The following is a 19,552-nucleotide window of genomic DNA, read 5'->3' as shown; positions in this document are numbered from 1 at the left end:
CTGCTTTAACGGCAGTGCTTTTTCTTATACATGCAAAGCTTCTTCTAAATACCCATCGTACGTGATTTCCTTATTGTAAAACTCGTCTTTGGAAATATTTAACACACGTGTTGCCAATGATTGTAGTAATTGGTGGTCATGCGAAGCAAACAGGATTGCACCTTTAAAGCTTGCCAAGCCATTATTTAAAGAAGTGATCGATTCCAGATCCAAGTGGTTGGTAGGTTCATCCAAGATAAGCACATTAGAATGCGATAACATCATTTTAGACAACATACATCTCACTTTTTCGCCCCCAGATAACACGCGGACTTTTTTCAACACTTCATCGCCGCTAAACAACATGCGCCCTAAGAAGCCGCGCAAGAACGCTTCGCTGTCATCTTCAGGAGAGAACTGACGAAGCCAATCTACTAAGTTCATATCATTTTCTTCAAAGAACTCCGAGTTGTCTTTCGGGAAGTAAGTTTGTGAGGTTGTAACACCCCATTTGTAGCTTCCTTCGTCTGGTTCTAATTCACCAGCAAGAATTTGAAACAACGTCGTTTTGGCAAGCTCATCATCGCCGACCAAAGCCACTTTGTCATTTCGATTGATAGTAAAGCTTAGATTATCTAATACTTTTACGCCATCAACCGTTTTAGAAAGATTCTCTACCGTCAGTAAGTCGTTACCAATATCTCTTTCCGGTGAAAATTGAATGAATGGATAGCGTCTGCTGGAAGGTTGGATATCTTCCAGTGTGATTTTATCCAGCATTTTTTTCCGGCTGGTCGCTTGCTTCGATTTGGAAGCATTCGCACTGAAACGAGCGATAAAATCTTGGAGCTCTTTGATTTTTTCTTCTTTCTTTTTGTTGCGGTCGCCCATCATTTGTTGTGCTAATTGACTGGATTCATACCAGAAGTCATAGTTACCGACGTACAGCTGGATCTTGCTGAAATCAAGATCCGCAATATGTGTACATACTTTGTTTAAAAAGTGACGGTCATGTGAAACAACGATGATCGTATTTTCAAAATTGATTAGGAATTCTTCCAACCAGTGAATGGCACGGATGTCTAAGTGGTTGGTAGGTTCATCGAGTAATAGCACATCTGGTTTACCAAACAGCGCTTGTGCAAGCAATACTTTCACTTTTTCAGAACCAGTAAGTTCTTTCATCAGTTTATCGTGAAGACTGGAATCGATTCCCAGTCCGCTTAGTAAAACAGCAGCTTCTGATTCTGCTTCCCAGCCGTTCAGTTCCGCAAATTCACCTTCTAATTCAGCGGCGCGGATACCATCTTCATCGCTAAAGTCTGCTTTCATATAGATCGCATTTTTTTCTTCCATGATTTTATAAAGCACATCATGACCCATGATGACCGTATTCAAAACAAGTTCTTCATCATATTGGAAGTGATCTTGCTTCAAAACGGCCAACCGTTCACCAGATGGCAAGTGAACATTTCCAGCTTGAGATTCGATCTCACCAGATAAGATTTTCAAGAAAGTGGATTTACCAGCACCATTAGCACCAATCAATCCGTAGCAGTTTCCAGGTGTAAACTTAATGGAAACATCTTCAAATAATTTTTTATCGCCGTAGCGTAATCCTACGTTATTTACAGTTAACATGTTTTTCCTCCCATACAAAGTGCACAATTAGTTCTATTTTAACATGAGTTAGAGCACAAAGAAACCCAGTAAATGATAGAAAGGTCATTTATCGGTTGTCTATAAAACTTGTTTTCCGGTATAATTGCTGTTAGATAATGGAAGGATGGCGAAAAGATGAAGCACACCATAGCATTGTTAGCAGATGTGCATAGTAATAGTACAGCACTTGAAGCTGTTAACGTTAAAAGGAGATTTTGAGATGGAAAAAGATATTCTTTTACTGCAAAAAACAAATAAATGCCTCGCCTTACCAGGTACAGAAGAAGTCTTCCCATTCGGCGCGGAAACGCATGTCTTGCGGCTTGCCGAAAAGATGTTTGCGCTGATTCATCGTATGCCGACGGGGGAACTATACATGTCCTTAAAATGTGATCCTGCCAAAGCAGAGATACTAATGCAAGAATATCGCTCGATCATGCCGGGTTACCATCTCAATAAGCAGCATTGGATCACGATCGTCTACCATGATGACGCCGCGACCGAAGTGGAGGCTGAACTCGAACAGAAATTGATCGAAGCCAGTTATCGCCTAGTATTTTATAAGTTGACGAAGAAAAAACAACAAGCATTCCGCCTAAAATACGGGGGAGAGCTTTTTGATAAAAGCGAGTAAGATACTTTACAAATGAAGAGATACTGGTATAATGATACGAGTAAGACAATTACATAAACGTTACCACAGGGGGAGCTTTATAAGCTGAGACTGAACACTTGATGTTCTAACCCTTTGAACCTGTTCGTTAGTACGAGCGTAGGGATTGTGGCAAGTAGCATTTCGATATCGAACTGCTTTCTTCTGGGGTGCGTTTAGCAAAAAGAAGAAGGGAGTTTATTTTTTATGGTCAATAAAAGATTGTTAGTGCTGCTGGAATGTGCTATTTTTGCAGCGATCGGACTTATTTTAAGTCTAGTACCGACCGACATCGGTTCGAGTTTTTCGATTTCACTGGGAATGATCCCGATTTATGTGATCGCGATTCGCCGCGGCTTCTGGGCGGCTGGTTTCACGGGGCTATTATGGGGATTACTGCATTTTGTAGTTGGGAAAGCGTATATCCTGACTCCATGGCAAGCTGTCATTGAATATGTCATTGCATTTGTATTTGTAGCATTTGCTGGTATCAATTCGAGTAAAATTCGCTATCTCATCGTTGCAAAATCCTACAAAAAAGCAATCAGCCTAGCATGGGTATCGATGTTTGTTGGTGGCTTTGCAAAATACTTTTGGCATTATGTAGCTGGCGTTATTTTCTGGGGAGCCTATGCCTTTAAAGGTTGGAGCGCGCAATTATTCTCCATTGTTATGAACGGAGCGAGCTTTTTAGCCACTCTGATCGTGGCCGGAATCGTTGTTAGTTATCTCATAAAATTAGCACCAAACTTATTTTTTTCAAAAAAATAGTACTTTTTTATAAAAACGGCAAACCCTTTGATAGAGAAGCGGTCAGTCAGTTCAAAAAGGAAAGCTTATTGTAAAATAAAAACACAATAAGCTTTCCTTTTTGTTTAGAAATGGGGAAAGTAGGGCATGTTAAGGGAGAGTAGTTTAGTTTTATATAGAAAATGACCTTGGGAGGTGTAGGGCGTGTTAAAATTTGAACACGTATCAAAAACATACAAAGGTGGTAAAAAAGCGGTAAATGATTTGAACATCGAGATTGAGAAAGGTGAATTTATTTGCTTTATTGGACCTAGTGGTTGTGGTAAAACAACGACAATGAAAATGATCAATCGACTAATCGAACCGACAGAAGGAAAAATCTGGATCAATGACAAAAATATTTTTGAGGAAGATCCGGTGAAATTAAGACGCTCGATCGGCTATGTTATCCAACAGATCGGTCTCATGCCGCACATGACGATCCAAGAAAACATTGTGCTGGTACCAAAACTTTTGAAATGGTCGGAAGAAAAGAAACGGGAACGTGCTCAGGAACTTATCAAATTGGTGGATCTACCAGAAGAATTCTTGGATCGTTATCCGTATGAACTAAGTGGCGGACAGCAACAACGGATCGGTGTGCTCAGAGCATTAGCAGCGGATCAAGACTTGATCTTGATGGATGAACCATTTGGAGCACTTGACCCGATCACTCGAGATGCCTTGCAAGAACAATTCAAAAACTTACAGCGCGAACTCGGCAAAACGATTATTTTTGTTACCCATGATATGGATGAAGCATTGAAATTAGCAGACCGTATTGTTATCATGCATAGCGGAGAAATCATCCAATTCGATACACCGGACGAGATATTGCGTAATCCGGCTACAGACTTTGTAGCAGATTTTATCGGGAAAGAACGTTTGATCGAGGCAAGACCAGACGTGACGCAAGTAGGTCAGATCATGAATCCGAATGCGATCTCGATCACTGCGGATAAATCGCTTCAAGCAGCCATCCAAATCATGAAAGACAAACGGGTCGATACCTTACTTGTTGTCGATGATCGGCATAACTTAAAAGGCTTTATCGACGTTGAAGCAATCAATAATAATCGTCGCACAGCTACATCGGTTATCGATATCATGGAAAGAGATGTATTCTCTGTGACGGAAGATACATTAGTACGTGATACGATCCAACGTATCTTGAAACGCGGTTATAAATATGTTCCAGTTGTAGATAATGAGAAAAAACTGGTCGGGATCGTAACGAGAGCAAGTCTTGTCGACATTGTTTACGATTCTATTTGGGGAGAAGTAGAAATTCCAGAAGCAAAGGATGCCTCTCCAGTAACAAGTGAGGGGGAATAAAGAATGGATTCATTTTTTGGTTTCTTTCGCGAAAACGGCCATAGTCTGCTTGTGCAAACATGGCAGCATCTCTATATCTCCTTATTAGCAGTTTTGCTTGCGATTGTGATCGCAGTTCCAGTCGGGATTATGTTGACACGCTCGCCAAAATTAGCAAATATAGTCATCGGAATCGTCAGTGTCTTGCAAACAGTTCCATCCTTAGCGATCCTGGCTTTCATCATTCCATTCTTGGGTGTAGGGACATTACCGGCAGTCGTTTCCCTATTTATTTACGCTTTATTGCCGATCTTGCGAAATACATTTATCGGTGTCAAGGGCGTCGACAAGAATTTGATCGAATCAGGTAAAGGAATGGGAATGACTAACTGGCAGCTGATCGTCAATGTGGAGATCCCGAATTCTATTTCCGTTATTATGGCTGGGATTCGTTTATCTGCAGTATATATTATTGCTTGGGCAACGCTTGCATCTTACATAGGCGCTGGCGGTCTTGGTGATTTCATTTTCAATGGTTTGAATCTATATCGTCCGGATCTTATTCTCGGCGGTGCCATACCGGTTACGATTTTGGCATTGCTCGTGGAATTTGCACTTGGAAAATTAGAATACCGAATGACACCGAAGGCAATTCGTGAGTCCAGGGATAATAGGTAGGAGGAGGCAGATAAAATGAAGATTATAAAACGATCAATCATACCCATCATGCTGATCGCCGTCCTTTTAACTGGTTGTTCCTTACCGGGGCTCGGCGGTGGTTCAAAAGATACGATCAAAGTAGGTGCGATGAGCACCACCGAATCACAGATCATCACTAATATTTTAAGCCAATTGATCGAACATGATTCGGATTTAAAAGTAGATATTGTCAATAACTTAGGTTCTTCCATCGTTCAGCAGCAAGCGATGAGCTCAGGTGACATCGATATATCCGCAACGAGATATACCGGTACAGACATAGCAGCGCTTGGACTAGAACCGATCAGTGATCCTAAAAAAGCATTAGCAGCCGTAAAAAAAGGCTTTAAAGAACGTCATCAAACATGGTTTGATTCTTATGGCTTCGCTAATACCTATGCATTCTTAGTACGAAAAGATACTGCAGAAAAATATAATTTAAAAAATGTAAGTGATATGCAAAAACATCAAAGTGATTTAGTAGCAGGTGTCGATAACTCATGGATCGACCGTAAAGGGGATGGCTATCAAGGTTTTTCGAAAACCTACAATATTTCTTTCAAACGGATTTTCCCCATGCAGATCGGTTTGATCTACACCGCGCTCAAGAATAATCAAATGGATGTTGCATTGGGTTATTCGACAGACGGACGTATCCCGACCTATCATTTGAAAATGTTGAACGACGACAAACATTTCTTCCCGCCATATGATGCTTCGGCAATGGCAAGCGACAAGATCTTGAAAAAACATCCTGAACTGACCAAGATCATCAACAAGTTGAAAGGTAAGATCTCTACTGAAGAAATGCAGCGCTTGAATTATGAAGCAGATGGCAAATTAAAAGAACCTTCCGTTGTCGCAAAAGAGTTTTTAGAGAAAAACAATTACTTTGACAAGGAAGGGGGCAATAACAAATGAATACTTTACAACAACTGATCGATTATTACCAAACGAATGGATCATATGTCGCATTTGAATTCTGGCGTCACTTTCTAATGAGTATTTACGGTGTCTTATTTGCCGCGATCATAGCCATTCCAGTAGGCATCTACATTGCTAGACATAAAAGGCTGGCAAACTGGGTGATCCAATTTGCTAATATCATCCAAACGATCCCGGCACTAGCAATGTTAGCAGTGCTAATGCTGATTATGGGTCTCGGAACAACAACGGTAGTGGTAGCACTCTTCTTGTACTCCTTGTTGCCAATACTTAAAAACACCTATACCGGTATCCAAAACGTTGATAATGCGCTATTAGAATCCGGAAAAGCTATGGGGATGACGAAATTCCAAGTATTGCGGATGATCGAACTGCCGCTTGCTTTATCCGTTATGATGGCTGGTATTAGAAATGCACTTGTAGTTGCAATTGGTGTCGCAGCGATCGGTACATTTATCGGTGCGGGTGGATTAGGGGATATCATCGTTCGCGGTACAAATGCTACCAACGGAACGGCGATCATCCTCGCAGGCGCACTTCCAACAGCATTGATGGCCATTATTACCGACTTGCTGTTAGGATGGCTAGAGCGTGCTCTTAGCCCCGTGAAAACGAAGAAGAAAAAAATGCAGGAAGTTCTATAATAGTTTCAAACAGGGAGTGGTTAAAACCACTTCCTTTTCTTTTGAATAACATAATAATATTATGTAAACTAAGTAAGATTCTTATGACTTTCTCTCGAAATTTTCATTTTTTTCCTTTATAATAAGAGTATAAATAGCTTCGCATAGGAGTGATGATGAGATGACCTACCGGTTGCCGAAACAAGCGAAAAAATTATTAGAACAACAGCATACTTTGCCATATCTACTCTACACAGATAATGGTGGCTATCAAGTCACTATTTATACGACCTTAGGTAAAATCAGTGGCATTGTGATCCAACATGAATCAGGGAAGACTGCCGATGAAAAAGAAACAGAAGCAATATTATTCCAACTTCAAAAATATTACTTTTACTTTGAATACTTGCGGAAGCGTTTGGCTCTTGTAAAAGAAAAAGACAGTAGTATCGCAGAAAAAATCGAAGTTCAATCCGCGATCTTAGAAGAACAAGTGCTTTTTGATGAAAAAATCCAGCCAAAAGCGGATGCCTTAAAGACGATGCTACATGTGTTTGATCAGCAGCAATGTAAAATGGATGTCTATCAAGAAGATATTTCCTTATTAAATGAAAAAATAAAACTGCAACAAAAGATCACCAGTGAAGATTGGGAAGCAGCTGAAGACTTGGCAATTGCTTTTGGTACTTCTGCTTATGCGCAAAGTATTTACTTGCAGGATTACCGCTCCTTGCGCAAAGCATTGCAAAAGTGGACCGCAGAGCAACAAAAACAACTGCCGGCTGCCAAGCGACGAGAGCTTAATAAGTTGCTGACGCTACTTAGTGATACCAACGCTGGCCTTGTTTTTGATCATATCCTTTCATTAGTCCCTCGTTTAGAGGAAAACTTAATGCTGGATAAGGAACGTTCTAAGGCAGCCCGAATCTCCGAGTTCCAAAAAGAATTCGGTAATTACGTGAAGTTCTATAAACCGGATATCGCGAAAGTAAAAGCATTAGTTCGCAAATAAAAAACGCTCTGCCAAGTGCAGAGCGTTTTTTATGTTCTATTTGATAATCCCTTTTTTCTCAAGAAAGTTTTTTGCCACTTCTTTGGCAGATTTTCCATTCACATTGACTTCATAATTCATTTGACGCATCTCATCGTCTGTAATGATATTGCTGAGTTTGGACAATGGTTTTTTGAGTTCTGGATATTTTTTGATCGTCTTCGTAAGCATCAATGGTGCTCCTTGATAAGGAGGGAAGAGGTGCTTATCGTCTTGTAGTACTTTTAGTTTGTATTGTCTGATCTCGCTATCCGTAGAATAAGCATCCAGTAAGTTGATGTCGCCTTGCTTATAGGCATTGTAGCGCAATTTCGGCTCCATCGTTTTGATATTAGGGAAGTGGATGCCGTATAATTTTTCGATCCCTTTATAACCATCGCCGCGATCTTTGAATTCGAGTGTGAATCCGACCTTCAGTTGATCCGTTACATTTTCTAGATCACTGATATTCTCGATCTTATTAGCTTTGGCAAATTTAGGAGAGATGGCTAGTGCATACGTATTATTATATTTCATTGGAGGCAAATAAGTCATATCGTATTTCTTGGCGATCCCATCTCGTGCTTGTTCATATACTGCTTTTTCGTCCCGTGATTTTGCTTTTTCCTGTAAGAAAGTTTCTAAGACTGTTCCGGTAAATTCTGGATAAATGTCGATATTTCCGGATTTGAGTGCATTAAACAAGAAGCTTGTTTTACCCATGTTCGGTTTGACATTCACCTTCAGATCCGTTTCGTCTTCAATCACATATTTATACATGTTGATCAAGATCTCTGGTTCCGCGCCTAATTTGCCGGCAATCGTAATTTCTTTCTTTTGTCCGGAAAAATAGGGGATCGCGATGACAGAAGCAGCTAATAGGACTGCAACAATTACTGTAATAATGGTACTTTTGAAAGAAGCACGTTCTAAATAACGCAAAATCGCGTCAAAAACGATTGCTAGTAAAGCTGCCGGGATCGCACCGAGGAGGATCAGATAGTTGTCATTACGGTCAATACCAAGTAAGATCAAATCCCCAAGGCCACCAGCGCCAATCAAGGCAGCAAGTGTAGCAGTCCCGATGATGAGTACCATCGCTGTGCGGATACCGGCCATAATAACGGGCATTGCAAGGGGCAGCTGAACTTTGAACAACCGTTTACTACGGTTCATCCCCATTGCTTCACTGGCTTCGACAAGCGCCGGGTCGACTTCTTTGATCCCGGTATATGTGTTTCGTAAAATCGGTAGTAGCGCGTAAATGAACAGCGCAATGATGGCTGGTAAAATGCCGATGCCGACTAATGGAATCAATAGACCTAACAGAGCAAGCGAGGGAATCGTTTGCAAAATCGCTGCTACTTGAATGATTGGTTCTGCGATTCGCTGATGCCGTGCTAGATAGATTCCTAACGGCAAAGCAATGATAACAGCAATAAAAAGAGCAATGAAGGAGATCTGCACATGTTGGAGTAATGCTGTCAGAAGCTCTCCTTTACGATCCGCTAACGTATTTAAAAAGCTATTCATACATGCTCACCTTGCCTTTCCATCACGATCGATAGGAAGCGCAAGACGTGCTGATTTGTAACAGTGGCAATAAAATTGCCGTCTGCATCTTTTACAGGAATCGATTTTGTGTCTGCTAAAGTTTGAATCAGTGAATCAAGGCTATCAGAAGCATTCACATACAAGCTACCGTCATCTGTTTGGTAGGATAAATGCAGGTTTTCATCTAATAGATCCTGAACCGTATAGCTACTTCCCAAGACAGATTGGCTATGTGCATTACCGGAATCCAAGAAATTACGAACAAACTCATTTTCCGGATGACGTAAGATTTCTTCGGGCGTGTCGATCTGTACTACTTCGCCATCTTGCATCAAACAGATCCGATCGCCGAGCGCGATTGCTTCCTGCATATCATGAGTAACAAACACAATCGTTTTTTTGATTCGTTTTTGCAGATCAGAAATATCTTGCTGCAACTTTTGACGAGAGATCGGGTCAAGCGCGCTGAATGGTTCATCCATTAAAATAATATCTGGATCAGCTGCTAGGGCGCGAACCACGCCTACACGTTGCTGTTCGCCACCAGATAATTCTGCTGGCTTGCGGTGACGGTACTTTTCCGGTTCTAAGCCAACGCTGTCGAGCAGTTCTGTGATGCGTTCCTGGATTTTTTTCTTATCCCATTTTTTCAACTCCGGAACGATCGCGATATTTTCTTCGATAGTCATATGTGGAAAAAGTGCGATTTGCTGCAATACATATCCGATATTCCAGCGTAATTCGTGAATATCATAATCACTGATTCGTTTGCCGTCTATGTAAATGGTTCCCTTTGTCAGTTTATTGAGTCGATTGATCATTTTCAGTGTCGTCGTTTTTCCGCAGCCACTAGGACCAATAAACACAAAAAACTCACCATCTTTGATATCAAGATTGATGTTTTTTACTGCTTCTAAGCCATCTTTATAGGTTTTAGAAACATCTTCAAATTTAATCATGCTGCACCTCCTGTATGGAATGGATTTTATTCGTATAAAACGAATGCGTGTCGTGCGCGTAAGTCACTTCGTTCTTTTACCCTCTTTTTTAGTTTTTACACCTAGAATCGCGAGGTAAACCATTGATGTTTCTTTTTATTTATAATTTTACATGTTACAATAAACTAAGCTACATAGCAACTAGAAAGAAAGGTTTGAAATAAACAAATGGATATGAAAAAATTTGCGGAAATGCTACAGTCGAAATTTCCTTTAATGCCTTTGAAAGAGAAGGAATCATTGGCTAAATATAGTTATACAAAAACAGGTGGACAAGCAGATCTTTTTGCGATGCCGCGTGATATGGAAGAAGCAAAAGCATTGATTGCCTTGATCGATCAGCATGATGTCCCGCTTACTGTCATCGGCAATGGCTCTAACCTTGTTATTCGAGATGGAGGCATCAGAGGGATCGTGGTTCATTTTGACTTGCTTTCTTCTATCAAAAGAGAAGGGACAAAGGTCATTGCCGGTAGTGGTGCGAAAATCATTGCTGTATCGGAATTTGCCTGCAATGAGAGTCTCAGCGGCCTAGAATTTGCCTGTGGGATCCCTGGTTCAGTCGGCGGAGCACTTTATATGAATGCTGGGGCGTACGGCGGCGAGATCAGTCAAGTTTTAGTGGAAGCAACGGTGCTTGATCAATCTGGGAACCTGCTTCATTTGGAGAAAGAGGACTTGACGGCGAGTTATCGGAACAGTACGATCGCGAATAAAAATTATATAGTTTTGGAAGCTGTTTTCCAGCTGGAGCTTGCCGAAATGGCTGTCATTCGAGCACAAATGGACGAATTAACGGCACTGCGTGAAGCCAAGCAACCGCTGGAATATCCATCGTGTGGAAGCGTCTTTAAGCGGCCACCTGGTTATTTTGCTGGGAAATTGATTCAAGATGCCGGCTTGCAAGGCTTGCAGATCGGCGGAGCGCAAGTTTCCGAAAAGCATGCTGGTTTCATCGTGAACGTAGATCATGCGACCGCCACAGATTATATGGATGTCATTCATCACGTTCAAAAAGTAATAAAAGAAAAATTTGACGTTATTTTAGAAACGGAAGTTAAAATCATCGGAGAAGAGAGGCCAAATGAGTGAATGATTTAATTCGATTTGTGAAGCAGAAAAGTGTTACACGTGTTTTAGTGTTTTTACTATTAGTATTCGTGCTCTATCTAGTTAGGAGCATGATTGATATTATTTTGATGACCTTTATTTTCTCTTATTTGATCACGCGGTTAGAAAACTTTATTTTAAAACGCGTGTCGATCTACAGACCGATCATCGTTATTATTTTGTATGCGCTGATCGTTGTGTGTCTGACGTTGCTGCTTGTCAAGTATGTTCCGATCATCATTGAACAGCTGAATCAGCTGATTAAATTCGGGAATGCTTTCTTTACAACTAAAAGTAATAACCAAATCATTGATTACATCGTAAAAATGGGGAATGATTTCAATATCACCAAATATACAGATAAAGGTTTTACATTCCTGCTCAGTTCGCTGAAAAGCACGGGAACGGTAATGATGAACATTTTTATCGCACTGATGTTGAGCCTGTTCTTTTCACTTGGCAGAGAACACCTATTAGTATTCACAAAACAATTTGAAACGAGCAAGATCGCTTTTATTTATGAAGAAATGAAATTCTTTGGCGTGAAATTTGTACGGACGTTCGGAAAAGTCATCGAAGCACAATTTTTGATCGCATTAGTCAACTGTGTGCTGACAACGATCGTCTTATGGTTCCTTCACTTCCCGCAACTGCTTACACTATCGATCATGATCTTCTTACTCGGATTGATACCTGTCGCCGGCGTAGTTTTATCATTGATCCCGCTTTCAATCGTTGGGTTTTCGATCGGTGGCATCAAATATATTATTTATGTGATTATTTTGATCGTGGTGATCCACGCGATCGAATCGTATATCCTTAACCCGAAATTGATGTCGGCAAAGACAAACCTGCCTGTATTTTATACATTCATCATTTTGATTTTCGGTGAACATTTCTTTGGGATATGGGGATTGATTGTCGGCATCCCTGTGGTAATGTTCTTCTTAGATGTTTTAGAAGTGACAGGGCAGGAAGGAAAGCTTGGTGGAAATAAAAAAATGACTTAGGACATCCCTAAGTCATTTTTCATACAGAAAAGGAGGCTACGTCATGCTGACGTTACAACAAATGTCCAGAGAAGAATATACGAATTACCTATCAAATGCGGTTATTGATTATGCGGCTGATAAAATAACAGCTGGAACTTGGACGAAAGACGAGGCAATTGGATTAGCAAACGATGCATTTGCTGATTTATTACCTCAAGGAATTGATACACCTAACGAGTATTTATATACGATCCACCGCTCCAATATTCCAATTGGTCACATATGGCTACATTACAAAGACCAAGCAGCATTTATCTATGACTTCTTGATTATCGCTGATTATCGAAACAAAGGATATGGTTCAGAAGCCATGACCTGCCTAGAACAAAGAGCTAAACAGATAGGTGCGGTGAAGCTATCCCTACATGTTTTTGCGCATAATAAGCAGGCGGTGCATGTTTATGAAAAAGCTGGCTTTCAGTATACGGATCATACAATGGCAAAAAATATTTAGAAACCAGCTACTTGTTATATCGAAAATTATAACCAAGCAAGGTGTCAGCAGCTTTGTAAGCTCTGAATTGATAGATCAGCGGCGACCAAGCCTCGCTATTGATTTGGCCGTTTTGATCTAGAATGGATTCAGCAGCTAGGACCTGCGAGATAGAAAGTTCGACAATCGCGAACTGCTCTCGCTCCGTTATATTTTCGATATCCGCAGCTATTTGCAGCGGGCACTCAGCAATTGCCGGTACAGCTGTATCAGGAATATGTTTAGGCGAGAAGCCACTTGTTGTAAATTTGTCGGCATCATAGGTATAGCCCATTTTTTGTTTATACGCCGGCACTTCAAGCATTCCTGTCTTTTGGGCGATTTTTTCGACCTCGTTCCACTGATGACTTGCCGTCACATTGATTACTGCCTGCGATCCGGCCTGAATATTACGGAAACCTTGGCTTTGCTGGGCGATCCCGATAACGATCTTATCGATCAGCGTCCATGAAGAAGACAAAGGGGTGATATTGGCTACGCCGGTAATTGGATCAATGGTCGTTAGTAAAAGGACCGGAAAACCATAGTATAGACTGTTTGCTTTTACTGCTTGATGTTTCATAACTATCATCCTCACTTTCTAACTCAACCATATCATCTCAATGAATCGATGCACATCGAAGTGTCAAAAGGAGGGCTTTTTTTGGAAATCAAAGAGGCAGATCTTTATGCTGTTACTAGATTATTGAATGATCAAACTCGAATCGCGATTTTGGAAATACTTATGGACGGTCGTTTCCATACCGTCAGTGAATTAGCTAAATACTGCAAAGTAAAAACCAACACTGCAAGCTTTCATATGACAAAGCTACTGGAAATAGGTTGGCTGGAAACCCATAAGCAGGGGAGATATCGTTATTATCGGCTAGTGGATGAGCAGTTGGCTGGTCTATTGGAGCAGCTCCTTATCTTAGCTCCTGTAAAAAAACATACGACTTTGATGAAAAGTTTGGAAATGGAGCGGCTGATAGAAGCGCGGACTTGCTATAATCATCTCGCGGGAAAGTTAGGAGTAGCGCTACTGAAGTATCTATGCGAGCAGCAACTGATTTCCCGTCAAAAAGGACATTTAATAGTTACCGAAAAAGGCCTGATATTTTTCCGCAACTGGGGGATCGAGGTGGAAAAACTGCAGGATCCGTTATGCAAAGATTGCTTAGACTGGACGGAAAGAGATTTCCACCTTGCTGGAAAACTTGGCAATGCTATATATCAGACGTTTCGAGATAACGGCTGGATCGAAAGTCACCCAACAGATCGCTCTGTTACGCTCTCAGTTAAGGGGAGAAACAGGTTTCCATTTTTAATATAAAAACGAGACGCATGGTGCGCCTCGTTTTATTTTATAATTCTTCGCCGTTGCTTGCGATCACTTGCTGATACCAACCAAACGATTTTTTCTCAGAACGTTTTAGTGTACCATTACCGGCATTGTCTTTATCTACATAGATGAAGCCGTAGCGTTTTTCCATTTCGCCGGTCCCGAAGCTGACGATATCAATGATACCCCATGGCGTATAGCCAAGTAGATCTACACCATCTTCTTCGACTGCTTTTTTCATTTGGATAATGTGTTCTTTCATGTAGCTGATGCGATAATCATCATGGATCTCGCCGTTTTCTTCGACTTTATCATATTCGCCGAAACCATTCTCAACAATGAAAAGCGGAAGGTTATAACGCTGATAGACAACATTCATTGTATAACGCAAGCCGATTGGATCGATTTGCCAACCCCAGTTGCTCGCTTTCACATATGGATTTTTCTTTGTGATGATCTCGCCATTTTCTTCTGCAACCGTACGCGACATATAATAACTGAAGCCAATGTAATCGACTGTTCCTTCGCGAAGAGACTGCAACTCTTCTTCCGAGTAATCGATATGATATTGCTTCCGTTTCCATTCATTCAGAGCATAAGCAGGAATCTCGCCCCGGGCATGGATGTCATTGTAGAAGAAACGTTCGTTCATTGCTTTGACAGAAGCCAACATATCTTCTGGCTTACAAGAATATGGATACACAGGAACATAGGCCATCATACAGCCGATTTGGAAATCCGGATTGATCTTATGACCTAATTTTACGACTTTGCTGCTGGCGATCAGTTCGTTCAAAGATGCTTGATAAATGATTTCTTCCGCATTTTCGCCGTCTTTGATCTGCACTGCAGAGTTTGTCCAATTGAGTAATCGTTCGGATCCATTTGCTTGATTATTGATTTCATTAAATGTCATCCAGTATTTAACTTTGTCTTTGTAGCGATTCATGACCACATCTGCAAAGCGCACAAAAAAGTCGATTAATTTTTTATTACGAAAACCGCCATATTCGGTATAAAGATGATAAGGGATCTCAAAGTGAGATAACGTGATAATTGGTTCAATATCGTATTTTAGCAATTCATCAAACAAGTTATCATAAAATTGAAGGCCCGCTTCATTTGGTTCGTTTTCGTCGCCATTTGGGAAAATCCGGCTCCAGGCAATGGAGGTACGAAAACATTTTAATCCTAATTTCGCAAATAATGCAATATCTTCTTTATAATGATGATAAAAATCGATTGCCTCATGATTCGGATAGTTTTTGCCCGGTATCACGCCGTCAGTGATCTCGCGTGCTACACCATTTGCGCCTGCCGTCATGACATCTGCAATACTGGGGCCTTTTCCGTCTATATTCCAAGCACCCTCGATTTGATGAGCAGCTACTGCGCCGCCCCATAAAAATTTTTTGTCCACTATTTTCGTGCTCCTCTCGTTTGTCTACTTCTCTAGCAATTTTCTAGTTAAATATAGCACTAGGGTACCACACTGTAAACGCTTTTCCGACAAGTTGAAACATGTTTCAAACATTTGGAATAAAGCCATTCGATTCTGTTTCGATCTGATTGGTCTTAAACAATGAAAAAAGGGTATATGGAGAATGGAAAGTTATTTTAGTAATGGGAAAGGGTGGGGGAAGATGTTTCTTTATAAACGTATCTTAGTTGGTGTTGACGGGTCTAATGAAGCAGAAGCAGCTTTCAGACGTGCGGTACAATTTGTCAAAGCAGAAGAGGATGCTGTACTGGGAATTGGTTTTGTTGCAGATGTTCGCAGAATCGCTCCGTTGATCGATTATGAACAAACATATGCAAAGAAAGCAAAGGCGTACGGCGAAGAGTTGGTAGAGATCTATAAGCAAGAAGCGCTTCGCTTTGGCGTCCAACATATCGAAACCTTCGTCCATTTTGGAACCCCTAAATCTACATTAGTCCGTAAAATATTAAAAAATTTCCAAGCCGATCTGCTCGTTGTGGGAGCTACTGGATTAACGCAGGCAGAGCAGGCTCTTTTAGGAAGCGTCACGGACTATGTTACCCGAACAGCTCCATGCGATGTCTTTATCATCAAAAAATGATACAAATGCTAGCAACAGCGTTTCATTAGGAAACGCTTTTTTTGTATGCAAAAACAAAAAGCTGTTTGACAACATACAACTCAGATGATAGTATTGGATTGTCTGTTAAGAGGCAACTTATTGTAAAAAAGAAGTTGTTTCTTTAGAAAAGGAGGATAGCTAAGTTGACTAAAATAAAAGTAGAACATCTAACTAAGATTTTCGGCAAGCGTAAAAAGCAGGCACTGGAAATGATCCAGGCCAAAAAGTCGAAATCAGAAATTTTGAAAGAGACAGGTGCATCCGTTGGTGTATACGATGTCAGCTTTGAAGTGGAAGAGGGAGAAATATTTGTCATCATGGGACTTTCAGGAAGTGGGAAATCCACATTGATTCGGTTATTGAACCGATTGATTTTCCCGACAAATGGCCATGTTTTTATTGACAATGCGGACATTTCCTCTGTCAGTAAGAAAGAATTATTGCAGATCCGCAGGCAGAAAATGAGCATGGTCTTCCAGAATTTCGGATTATTCCCGCATCGCACGATTTTGGAGAACACGGAATTCGGCTTGGAAGCACGTGGCATTGGGAAGAAGGAACGCATCGAGAAAGCAAGAGGTGCTTTGCAAAACTCTGGACTACTGGATTATCAGAATCAGTATCCGAATCAGCTTTCAGGAGGTATGCAACAGCGCGTAGGATTGGCAAGAGCAATCGCCAATGATCCAGAAATCCTTTTGATGGATGAAGCTTTTTCTGCATTGGATCCTTTGATAAGAAGAGAAATGCAGACCGAACTGCTCAACATCCAAGATCAGCTTAAAAAGACGATTATTTTCATCACCCACGATCTGAACGAAGCATTGCGGATCGGGGACCGAATTGCATTGATGAAGGACGGAGAAATCGTTCAGATCGGAACGGGTGAAGAAATATTGACGAACCCGGCAAATGACTATGTCGAAAGTTTTATTGAAGATATTGATAAATCCCGTATTTTGACAGCAGAGAACATTATGATTCCAGCAGTGACAATCAATATAGATGTCGATGGACCAAGAGTAGCACTCAATCGGATGCGCCAAGAAGAAATTAGTCTATTGATCGCAACAAATGCGAGTAAACAATTAGTAGGCTATATTACTGCCGAAGATGCCTACACAGCCAATAAAGAGAAAAAAGAACTTCGCGAATTCCTCAAACAAGATATCCCCACCATTGAAAAAGATATGAAACTCCATGATATTTTCAACATCATTCACCAAGTTTCTTCCCCAGTCATTGTTCTGGATGGAGGAAAGATCGCTGGCGTCATTGTTAAAGGAATTGTGATCGAGGCGCTTGCAACGAGCGAAAATGCCGCAGACAGCGAAGCGCGAAAGGGAGTTGAATCATGACAACTACATTTGTATTAGGAAAGATCCCTGTCGCTGAATCCGTTGAAAACTTGACAGATTGGATGACAACGAACTTCGCATCCTTCTTCGATTTTTTCCAAACGATCGGGCAGGGACTAATGGACAATATTACGTACTTATTGGGATTGATCCCGCCGCTCGTATTTATTTTGATCCTTGCCGTATTAGCCTTTTTTATTTCTGGTAAAAAAATCGGCTTGACCGCGTTTGTGATTATTGGGCTATTATTTATTCGTGACCAAGAATTATGGGACGCACTTGTCAATACGATCACCTTAGTAATCGTCTCCAGTTTAGTTGCGATTATTATTGGTGTTCCCGTAGGTGTCTGGATGTCGAAGAGCAAGATCGCAGAAAGTATTATCAAACCGATCTTAGACTTTATGCAGACGATGCCGGGATTTGTATACTTGATTCCAGCCGTCGCCTTTTTCGGCATTGGAGTTGTTCCAGGTGTATTTGCTTCCGTGATCTTCGCATTACCGCCAACTGTGCGCTTTACGAATCTCGGTATCCGGCAAGTGCCGGTTGAATTAGTGGAAGCCTCTGACTCTTACGGAACAACAGGATGGCAAAAGCTGATCAAGGTGGAGCTGCCAATCGCGAAATCAACAATCATGGCGGGAATCAATCAAACCGTCATGCTGGCATTATCGATGGTAGTTATCGCCTCAATGATCGGTGCACCTGGTTTAGGACGACAAGTACTACAGGCATTGCAACGCGCCCAAGTCGGAAATGGCTTCGTTGCCGGCGTATCACTTGTTATCTTAGCCATCATCATGGACCGCTTCACACAATATTTGAACACACGCAAACGGAAGACAAAAAACCAATAAGGAGTTTGTTAAAATGAAGAAAATAAAGTTAGCAGTTAGTTTAGTAGCAGCACTAGTTTTAGTGCTGGCAGGTTGTGGTGCTGGGGGAGCATCCTCTAACAAGAATAAGAAAATCGATTTATCCTATGTGGAATGGGATACAGAAGTTGCTTCTACACATGTTATTGGTAAAGTACTGGAAGACCAAGGCTATAAAGTGACGTATACCCCACTGGATAATTCTGTTATGTGGCAATCGGTTGCCAACAAAGAATCTGATGCTATGGTAGCAGCATGGCTTCCCAATACACACGCTGCACAATACAAGAAGTATAAAAGCAAGGTCGATGATCTAGGGGTCAATCTGAAAGGTGCTAAGATCGGCTTGACCGTTCCCGCATATATGAATGTCGATTCCATTGAAGATCTGAAAAATCAAGCAAATAAAAAGATCACTGGAATCGAACCAGGCGCTGGGGTCGTGAGCGCTGCTGAAAAAGCAACCAAAGATTACTCGAACCTAAAAGGCTGGGAAGTTGATACCTCATCTTCAGGCGCAATGACCGTTTCATTAGCAAAAGCACTGAAAAACAAACAAGATATCGTTATCACTGGCTGGTCACCACACTGGATGTTCGCTAAGTATAAACTGAAATATTTAGAAGATCCGAAGAAAAGCTTTGGCGATGCTGAATCGATTCATACCATGGCAAGACAAGGTTTGAAAAAAGACGATCCAAAAGCATATAAGATCCTAGATAAATTCAACTGGTCCAAACAAGATATCGAAGACGTCATGCTTGAGATCAATGATGGTAAAGATCCAAAAGATGCCGCAGCAGATTGGGTCAAGAAACACAAAAAAGAAGTTTCGGAATGGACAAAATAAAGAATATCCGGACAAACGCCTTGCGAAATTTACAGGGCGTTTGTTTTTTATAGGTAAGAGGGGCTATCTTTACTATTTAACTAGCGAAACTCCCTTATTTCCGCTATCATATGTATATATATTCAATTTCTAGTGGGGAGGAA

At 41.1% G+C, this 19,552-nt stretch carries 20 protein-coding genes and 1 riboswitch; of the genes, 15 read left to right on the top strand and 5 right to left on the bottom strand.

Annotation, left to right across the window (positions count from 1 at the left end):
* Positions 1-24: 24 nt before the first annotated feature.
* Positions 25-1,620: an ABC-F family ATP-binding cassette domain-containing protein gene (locus tag EL241_RS06745; protein WP_126320442.1), complete on the bottom strand. Its 1,596-nt coding sequence runs from the start codon at positions 1,618-1,620 to the stop codon at positions 25-27.
* A gap of 241 nt (positions 1,621-1,861) precedes the next feature.
* Here EL241_RS06745 and EL241_RS06740 point away from each other — a divergent pair, with 241 nt between their 5' ends.
* The 7 genes from EL241_RS06740 (at position 1,862) to EL241_RS06710 (ending at position 7,675) form a co-directional block, all read left to right on the top strand.
* Positions 1,862-2,275 (top strand): MmcQ/YjbR family DNA-binding protein, encoded by a 414-nt coding sequence (locus EL241_RS06740; protein ID WP_036104093.1) that lies wholly within the window; start codon positions 1,862-1,864, stop codon positions 2,273-2,275.
* A 58-nt stretch (positions 2,276-2,333) separates the two neighbouring features.
* Positions 2,334-2,438, top strand: a riboswitch (TPP riboswitch).
* Positions 2,439-2,500: 62 nt separating this feature from the next.
* On the top strand, positions 2,501-3,064 hold the full coding sequence (gene thiT / locus EL241_RS06735; RefSeq protein ID WP_036104096.1) for an energy-coupled thiamine transporter ThiT: 564 nt from the start codon (positions 2,501-2,503) through the stop codon (positions 3,062-3,064).
* A 183-nt stretch (positions 3,065-3,247) separates the two neighbouring features.
* Positions 3,248-4,417 (top strand): betaine/proline/choline family ABC transporter ATP-binding protein, encoded by a 1,170-nt coding sequence (locus EL241_RS06730; RefSeq protein WP_003755878.1) that lies wholly within the window; start codon positions 3,248-3,250, stop codon positions 4,415-4,417.
* Positions 4,418-4,420: 3 nt separating this feature from the next.
* A complete protein-coding gene (locus tag EL241_RS06725; protein ID WP_003755880.1) occupies positions 4,421-5,074 on the top strand; it encodes an ABC transporter permease in 654 nt (217 codons plus the stop codon).
* A gap of 15 nt (positions 5,075-5,089) precedes the next feature.
* Positions 5,090-6,016 (top strand): osmoprotectant ABC transporter substrate-binding protein, encoded by a 927-nt coding sequence (locus tag EL241_RS06720; RefSeq protein WP_003755881.1) that lies wholly within the window; start codon positions 5,090-5,092, stop codon positions 6,014-6,016.
* Positions 6,013-6,684, top strand: coding sequence for an ABC transporter permease (locus EL241_RS06715; protein WP_003755883.1), 672 nt, complete (start codon positions 6,013-6,015; stop codon positions 6,682-6,684). The genes EL241_RS06720 and EL241_RS06715 overlap by 4 nt, the downstream gene beginning before the upstream one ends.
* A 160-nt stretch (positions 6,685-6,844) precedes the next feature.
* Positions 6,845-7,675, top strand: a complete 831-nt coding sequence (locus EL241_RS06710; protein ID WP_003755885.1) for a hypothetical protein — start codon at positions 6,845-6,847, stop codon at positions 7,673-7,675.
* Between the two features lie 36 nt (positions 7,676-7,711).
* Here the strand turns inward: EL241_RS06710 and EL241_RS06705 are convergent, their stop codons facing one another.
* Positions 7,712-9,226, bottom strand: coding sequence for an ABC transporter permease/substrate-binding protein (locus EL241_RS06705; protein WP_036104100.1), 1,515 nt, complete (start codon positions 9,224-9,226; stop codon positions 7,712-7,714).
* Positions 9,223-10,206, bottom strand: coding sequence for an ABC transporter ATP-binding protein (locus EL241_RS06700; protein WP_036104103.1), 984 nt, complete (start codon positions 10,204-10,206; stop codon positions 9,223-9,225). Before EL241_RS06700 ends, EL241_RS06705 begins: the two co-directional genes overlap by 4 nt.
* A gap of 207 nt (positions 10,207-10,413) precedes the next feature.
* Here EL241_RS06700 and murB point away from each other — a divergent pair, with 207 nt between their 5' ends.
* The 3 genes from murB to EL241_RS06685 are packed head-to-tail and all read left to right on the top strand — an operon-like array spanning position 10,414 to position 12,861.
* Entirely contained in the window at positions 10,414-11,337 is a 924-nt protein-coding gene (murB, locus tag EL241_RS06695; protein WP_003755890.1) for a UDP-N-acetylmuramate dehydrogenase, read from the top strand.
* Entirely contained in the window at positions 11,334-12,365 is a 1,032-nt protein-coding gene (locus EL241_RS06690) for an AI-2E family transporter (RefSeq protein ID WP_003755892.1), read from the top strand. Before murB ends, EL241_RS06690 begins: the two co-directional genes overlap by 4 nt.
* A gap of 43 nt (positions 12,366-12,408) precedes the next feature.
* Positions 12,409-12,861, top strand: a complete 453-nt coding sequence (locus tag EL241_RS06685; protein WP_036104109.1) for a GNAT family N-acetyltransferase — start codon at positions 12,409-12,411, stop codon at positions 12,859-12,861.
* A 7-nt stretch (positions 12,862-12,868) separates the two neighbouring features.
* Here EL241_RS06685 and EL241_RS06680 read toward each other — a convergent pair whose 3' ends face one another.
* The gene (locus EL241_RS06680) at positions 12,869-13,462 is read right to left on the bottom strand and encodes a flavin reductase family protein (protein ID WP_036104112.1); all 594 of its coding nucleotides are present in this window, start codon (positions 13,460-13,462) and stop codon (positions 12,869-12,871) included.
* Between the two features lie 81 nt (positions 13,463-13,543).
* Here EL241_RS06680 and EL241_RS06675 point away from each other — a divergent pair, with 81 nt between their 5' ends.
* Positions 13,544-14,212, top strand: coding sequence for an ArsR/SmtB family transcription factor (locus EL241_RS06675; protein WP_052009084.1), 669 nt, complete (start codon positions 13,544-13,546; stop codon positions 14,210-14,212).
* Positions 14,213-14,243: 31 nt separating this feature from the next.
* Here the strand turns inward: EL241_RS06675 and EL241_RS06670 are convergent, their stop codons facing one another.
* Positions 14,244-15,641, bottom strand: coding sequence for a 6-phospho-beta-glucosidase (locus EL241_RS06670; RefSeq protein ID WP_126320441.1), 1,398 nt, complete (start codon positions 15,639-15,641; stop codon positions 14,244-14,246).
* Positions 15,642-15,864: 223 nt separating this feature from the next.
* On the opposite strand from EL241_RS06670, the gene EL241_RS06665 reads away from it, so the two are divergent.
* The 4 genes from EL241_RS06665 (at position 15,865) to EL241_RS13640 (ending at position 19,409) form a co-directional block, all read left to right on the top strand.
* Complete coding sequence (locus tag EL241_RS06665; RefSeq protein ID WP_036104115.1) at positions 15,865-16,302, top strand: universal stress protein; 438 nt, start codon at positions 15,865-15,867, stop codon at positions 16,300-16,302.
* 164 nt (positions 16,303-16,466) lie between these two features.
* Positions 16,467-17,681, top strand: coding sequence for a quaternary amine ABC transporter ATP-binding protein (locus tag EL241_RS06660; RefSeq protein WP_036104119.1), 1,215 nt, complete (start codon positions 16,467-16,469; stop codon positions 17,679-17,681).
* A complete protein-coding gene (locus EL241_RS13645) occupies positions 17,678-18,541 on the top strand; it encodes an ABC transporter permease (protein WP_036104122.1) in 864 nt (287 codons plus the stop codon). The genes EL241_RS06660 and EL241_RS13645 overlap by 4 nt, the downstream gene beginning before the upstream one ends.
* A gap of 13 nt (positions 18,542-18,554) precedes the next feature.
* Positions 18,555-19,409 (top strand): glycine betaine ABC transporter substrate-binding protein, encoded by an 855-nt coding sequence (locus EL241_RS13640; protein WP_036104125.1) that lies wholly within the window; start codon positions 18,555-18,557, stop codon positions 19,407-19,409.
* Positions 19,410-19,552: the final 143 nt, after the last annotated feature.

It is taken from the genome of Listeria grayi (assembly GCF_900638015.1).
Classification (GTDB): domain Bacteria; phylum Bacillota; class Bacilli; order Lactobacillales; family Listeriaceae; genus Listeria; species Listeria grayi.
This window is presented reverse-complemented; position numbering and strand designations above follow the sequence as displayed.

What these genes read in the sequence shown, in the direction of transcription:
- EL241_RS06745 (WP_126320442.1), bottom strand. Translation starts at nt 1,620, where the DNA reads ATGTTAACTGTAAATAACGTAGGATTACGCTACGGCGATAAAAAATTA.
- EL241_RS06740 (WP_036104093.1), top strand. Translation starts at nt 1,862, where the DNA reads ATGGAAAAAGATATTCTTTTACTGCAAAAAACAAATAAATGCCTCGCC.
- thiT (WP_036104096.1), top strand. Translation starts at nt 2,501, where the DNA reads ATGGTCAATAAAAGATTGTTAGTGCTGCTGGAATGTGCTATTTTTGCA.
- EL241_RS06725 (WP_003755880.1), top strand. Translation starts at nt 4,421, where the DNA reads ATGGATTCATTTTTTGGTTTCTTTCGCGAAAACGGCCATAGTCTGCTT.
- EL241_RS06720 (WP_003755881.1), top strand. Translation starts at nt 5,090, where the DNA reads ATGAAGATTATAAAACGATCAATCATACCCATCATGCTGATCGCCGTC.
- EL241_RS06715 (WP_003755883.1), top strand. Translation starts at nt 6,013, where the DNA reads ATGAATACTTTACAACAACTGATCGATTATTACCAAACGAATGGATCA.
- EL241_RS06710 (WP_003755885.1), top strand. Translation starts at nt 6,845, where the DNA reads ATGACCTACCGGTTGCCGAAACAAGCGAAAAAATTATTAGAACAACAG.
- EL241_RS06705 (WP_036104100.1), bottom strand. Translation starts at nt 9,226, where the DNA reads ATGAATAGCTTTTTAAATACGTTAGCGGATCGTAAAGGAGAGCTTCTG.
- EL241_RS06700 (WP_036104103.1), bottom strand. Translation starts at nt 10,206, where the DNA reads ATGATTAAATTTGAAGATGTTTCTAAAACCTATAAAGATGGCTTAGAA.
- murB (WP_003755890.1), top strand. Translation starts at nt 10,414, where the DNA reads ATGGATATGAAAAAATTTGCGGAAATGCTACAGTCGAAATTTCCTTTA.
- EL241_RS06685 (WP_036104109.1), top strand. Translation starts at nt 12,409, where the DNA reads ATGCTGACGTTACAACAAATGTCCAGAGAAGAATATACGAATTACCTA.
- EL241_RS06680 (WP_036104112.1), bottom strand. Translation starts at nt 13,462, where the DNA reads ATGAAACATCAAGCAGTAAAAGCAAACAGTCTATACTATGGTTTTCCG.
- EL241_RS06665 (WP_036104115.1), top strand. Translation starts at nt 15,865, where the DNA reads ATGTTTCTTTATAAACGTATCTTAGTTGGTGTTGACGGGTCTAATGAA.
- EL241_RS13645 (WP_036104122.1), top strand. Translation starts at nt 17,678, where the DNA reads ATGACAACTACATTTGTATTAGGAAAGATCCCTGTCGCTGAATCCGTT.
- EL241_RS13640 (WP_036104125.1), top strand. Translation starts at nt 18,555, where the DNA reads ATGAAGAAAATAAAGTTAGCAGTTAGTTTAGTAGCAGCACTAGTTTTA.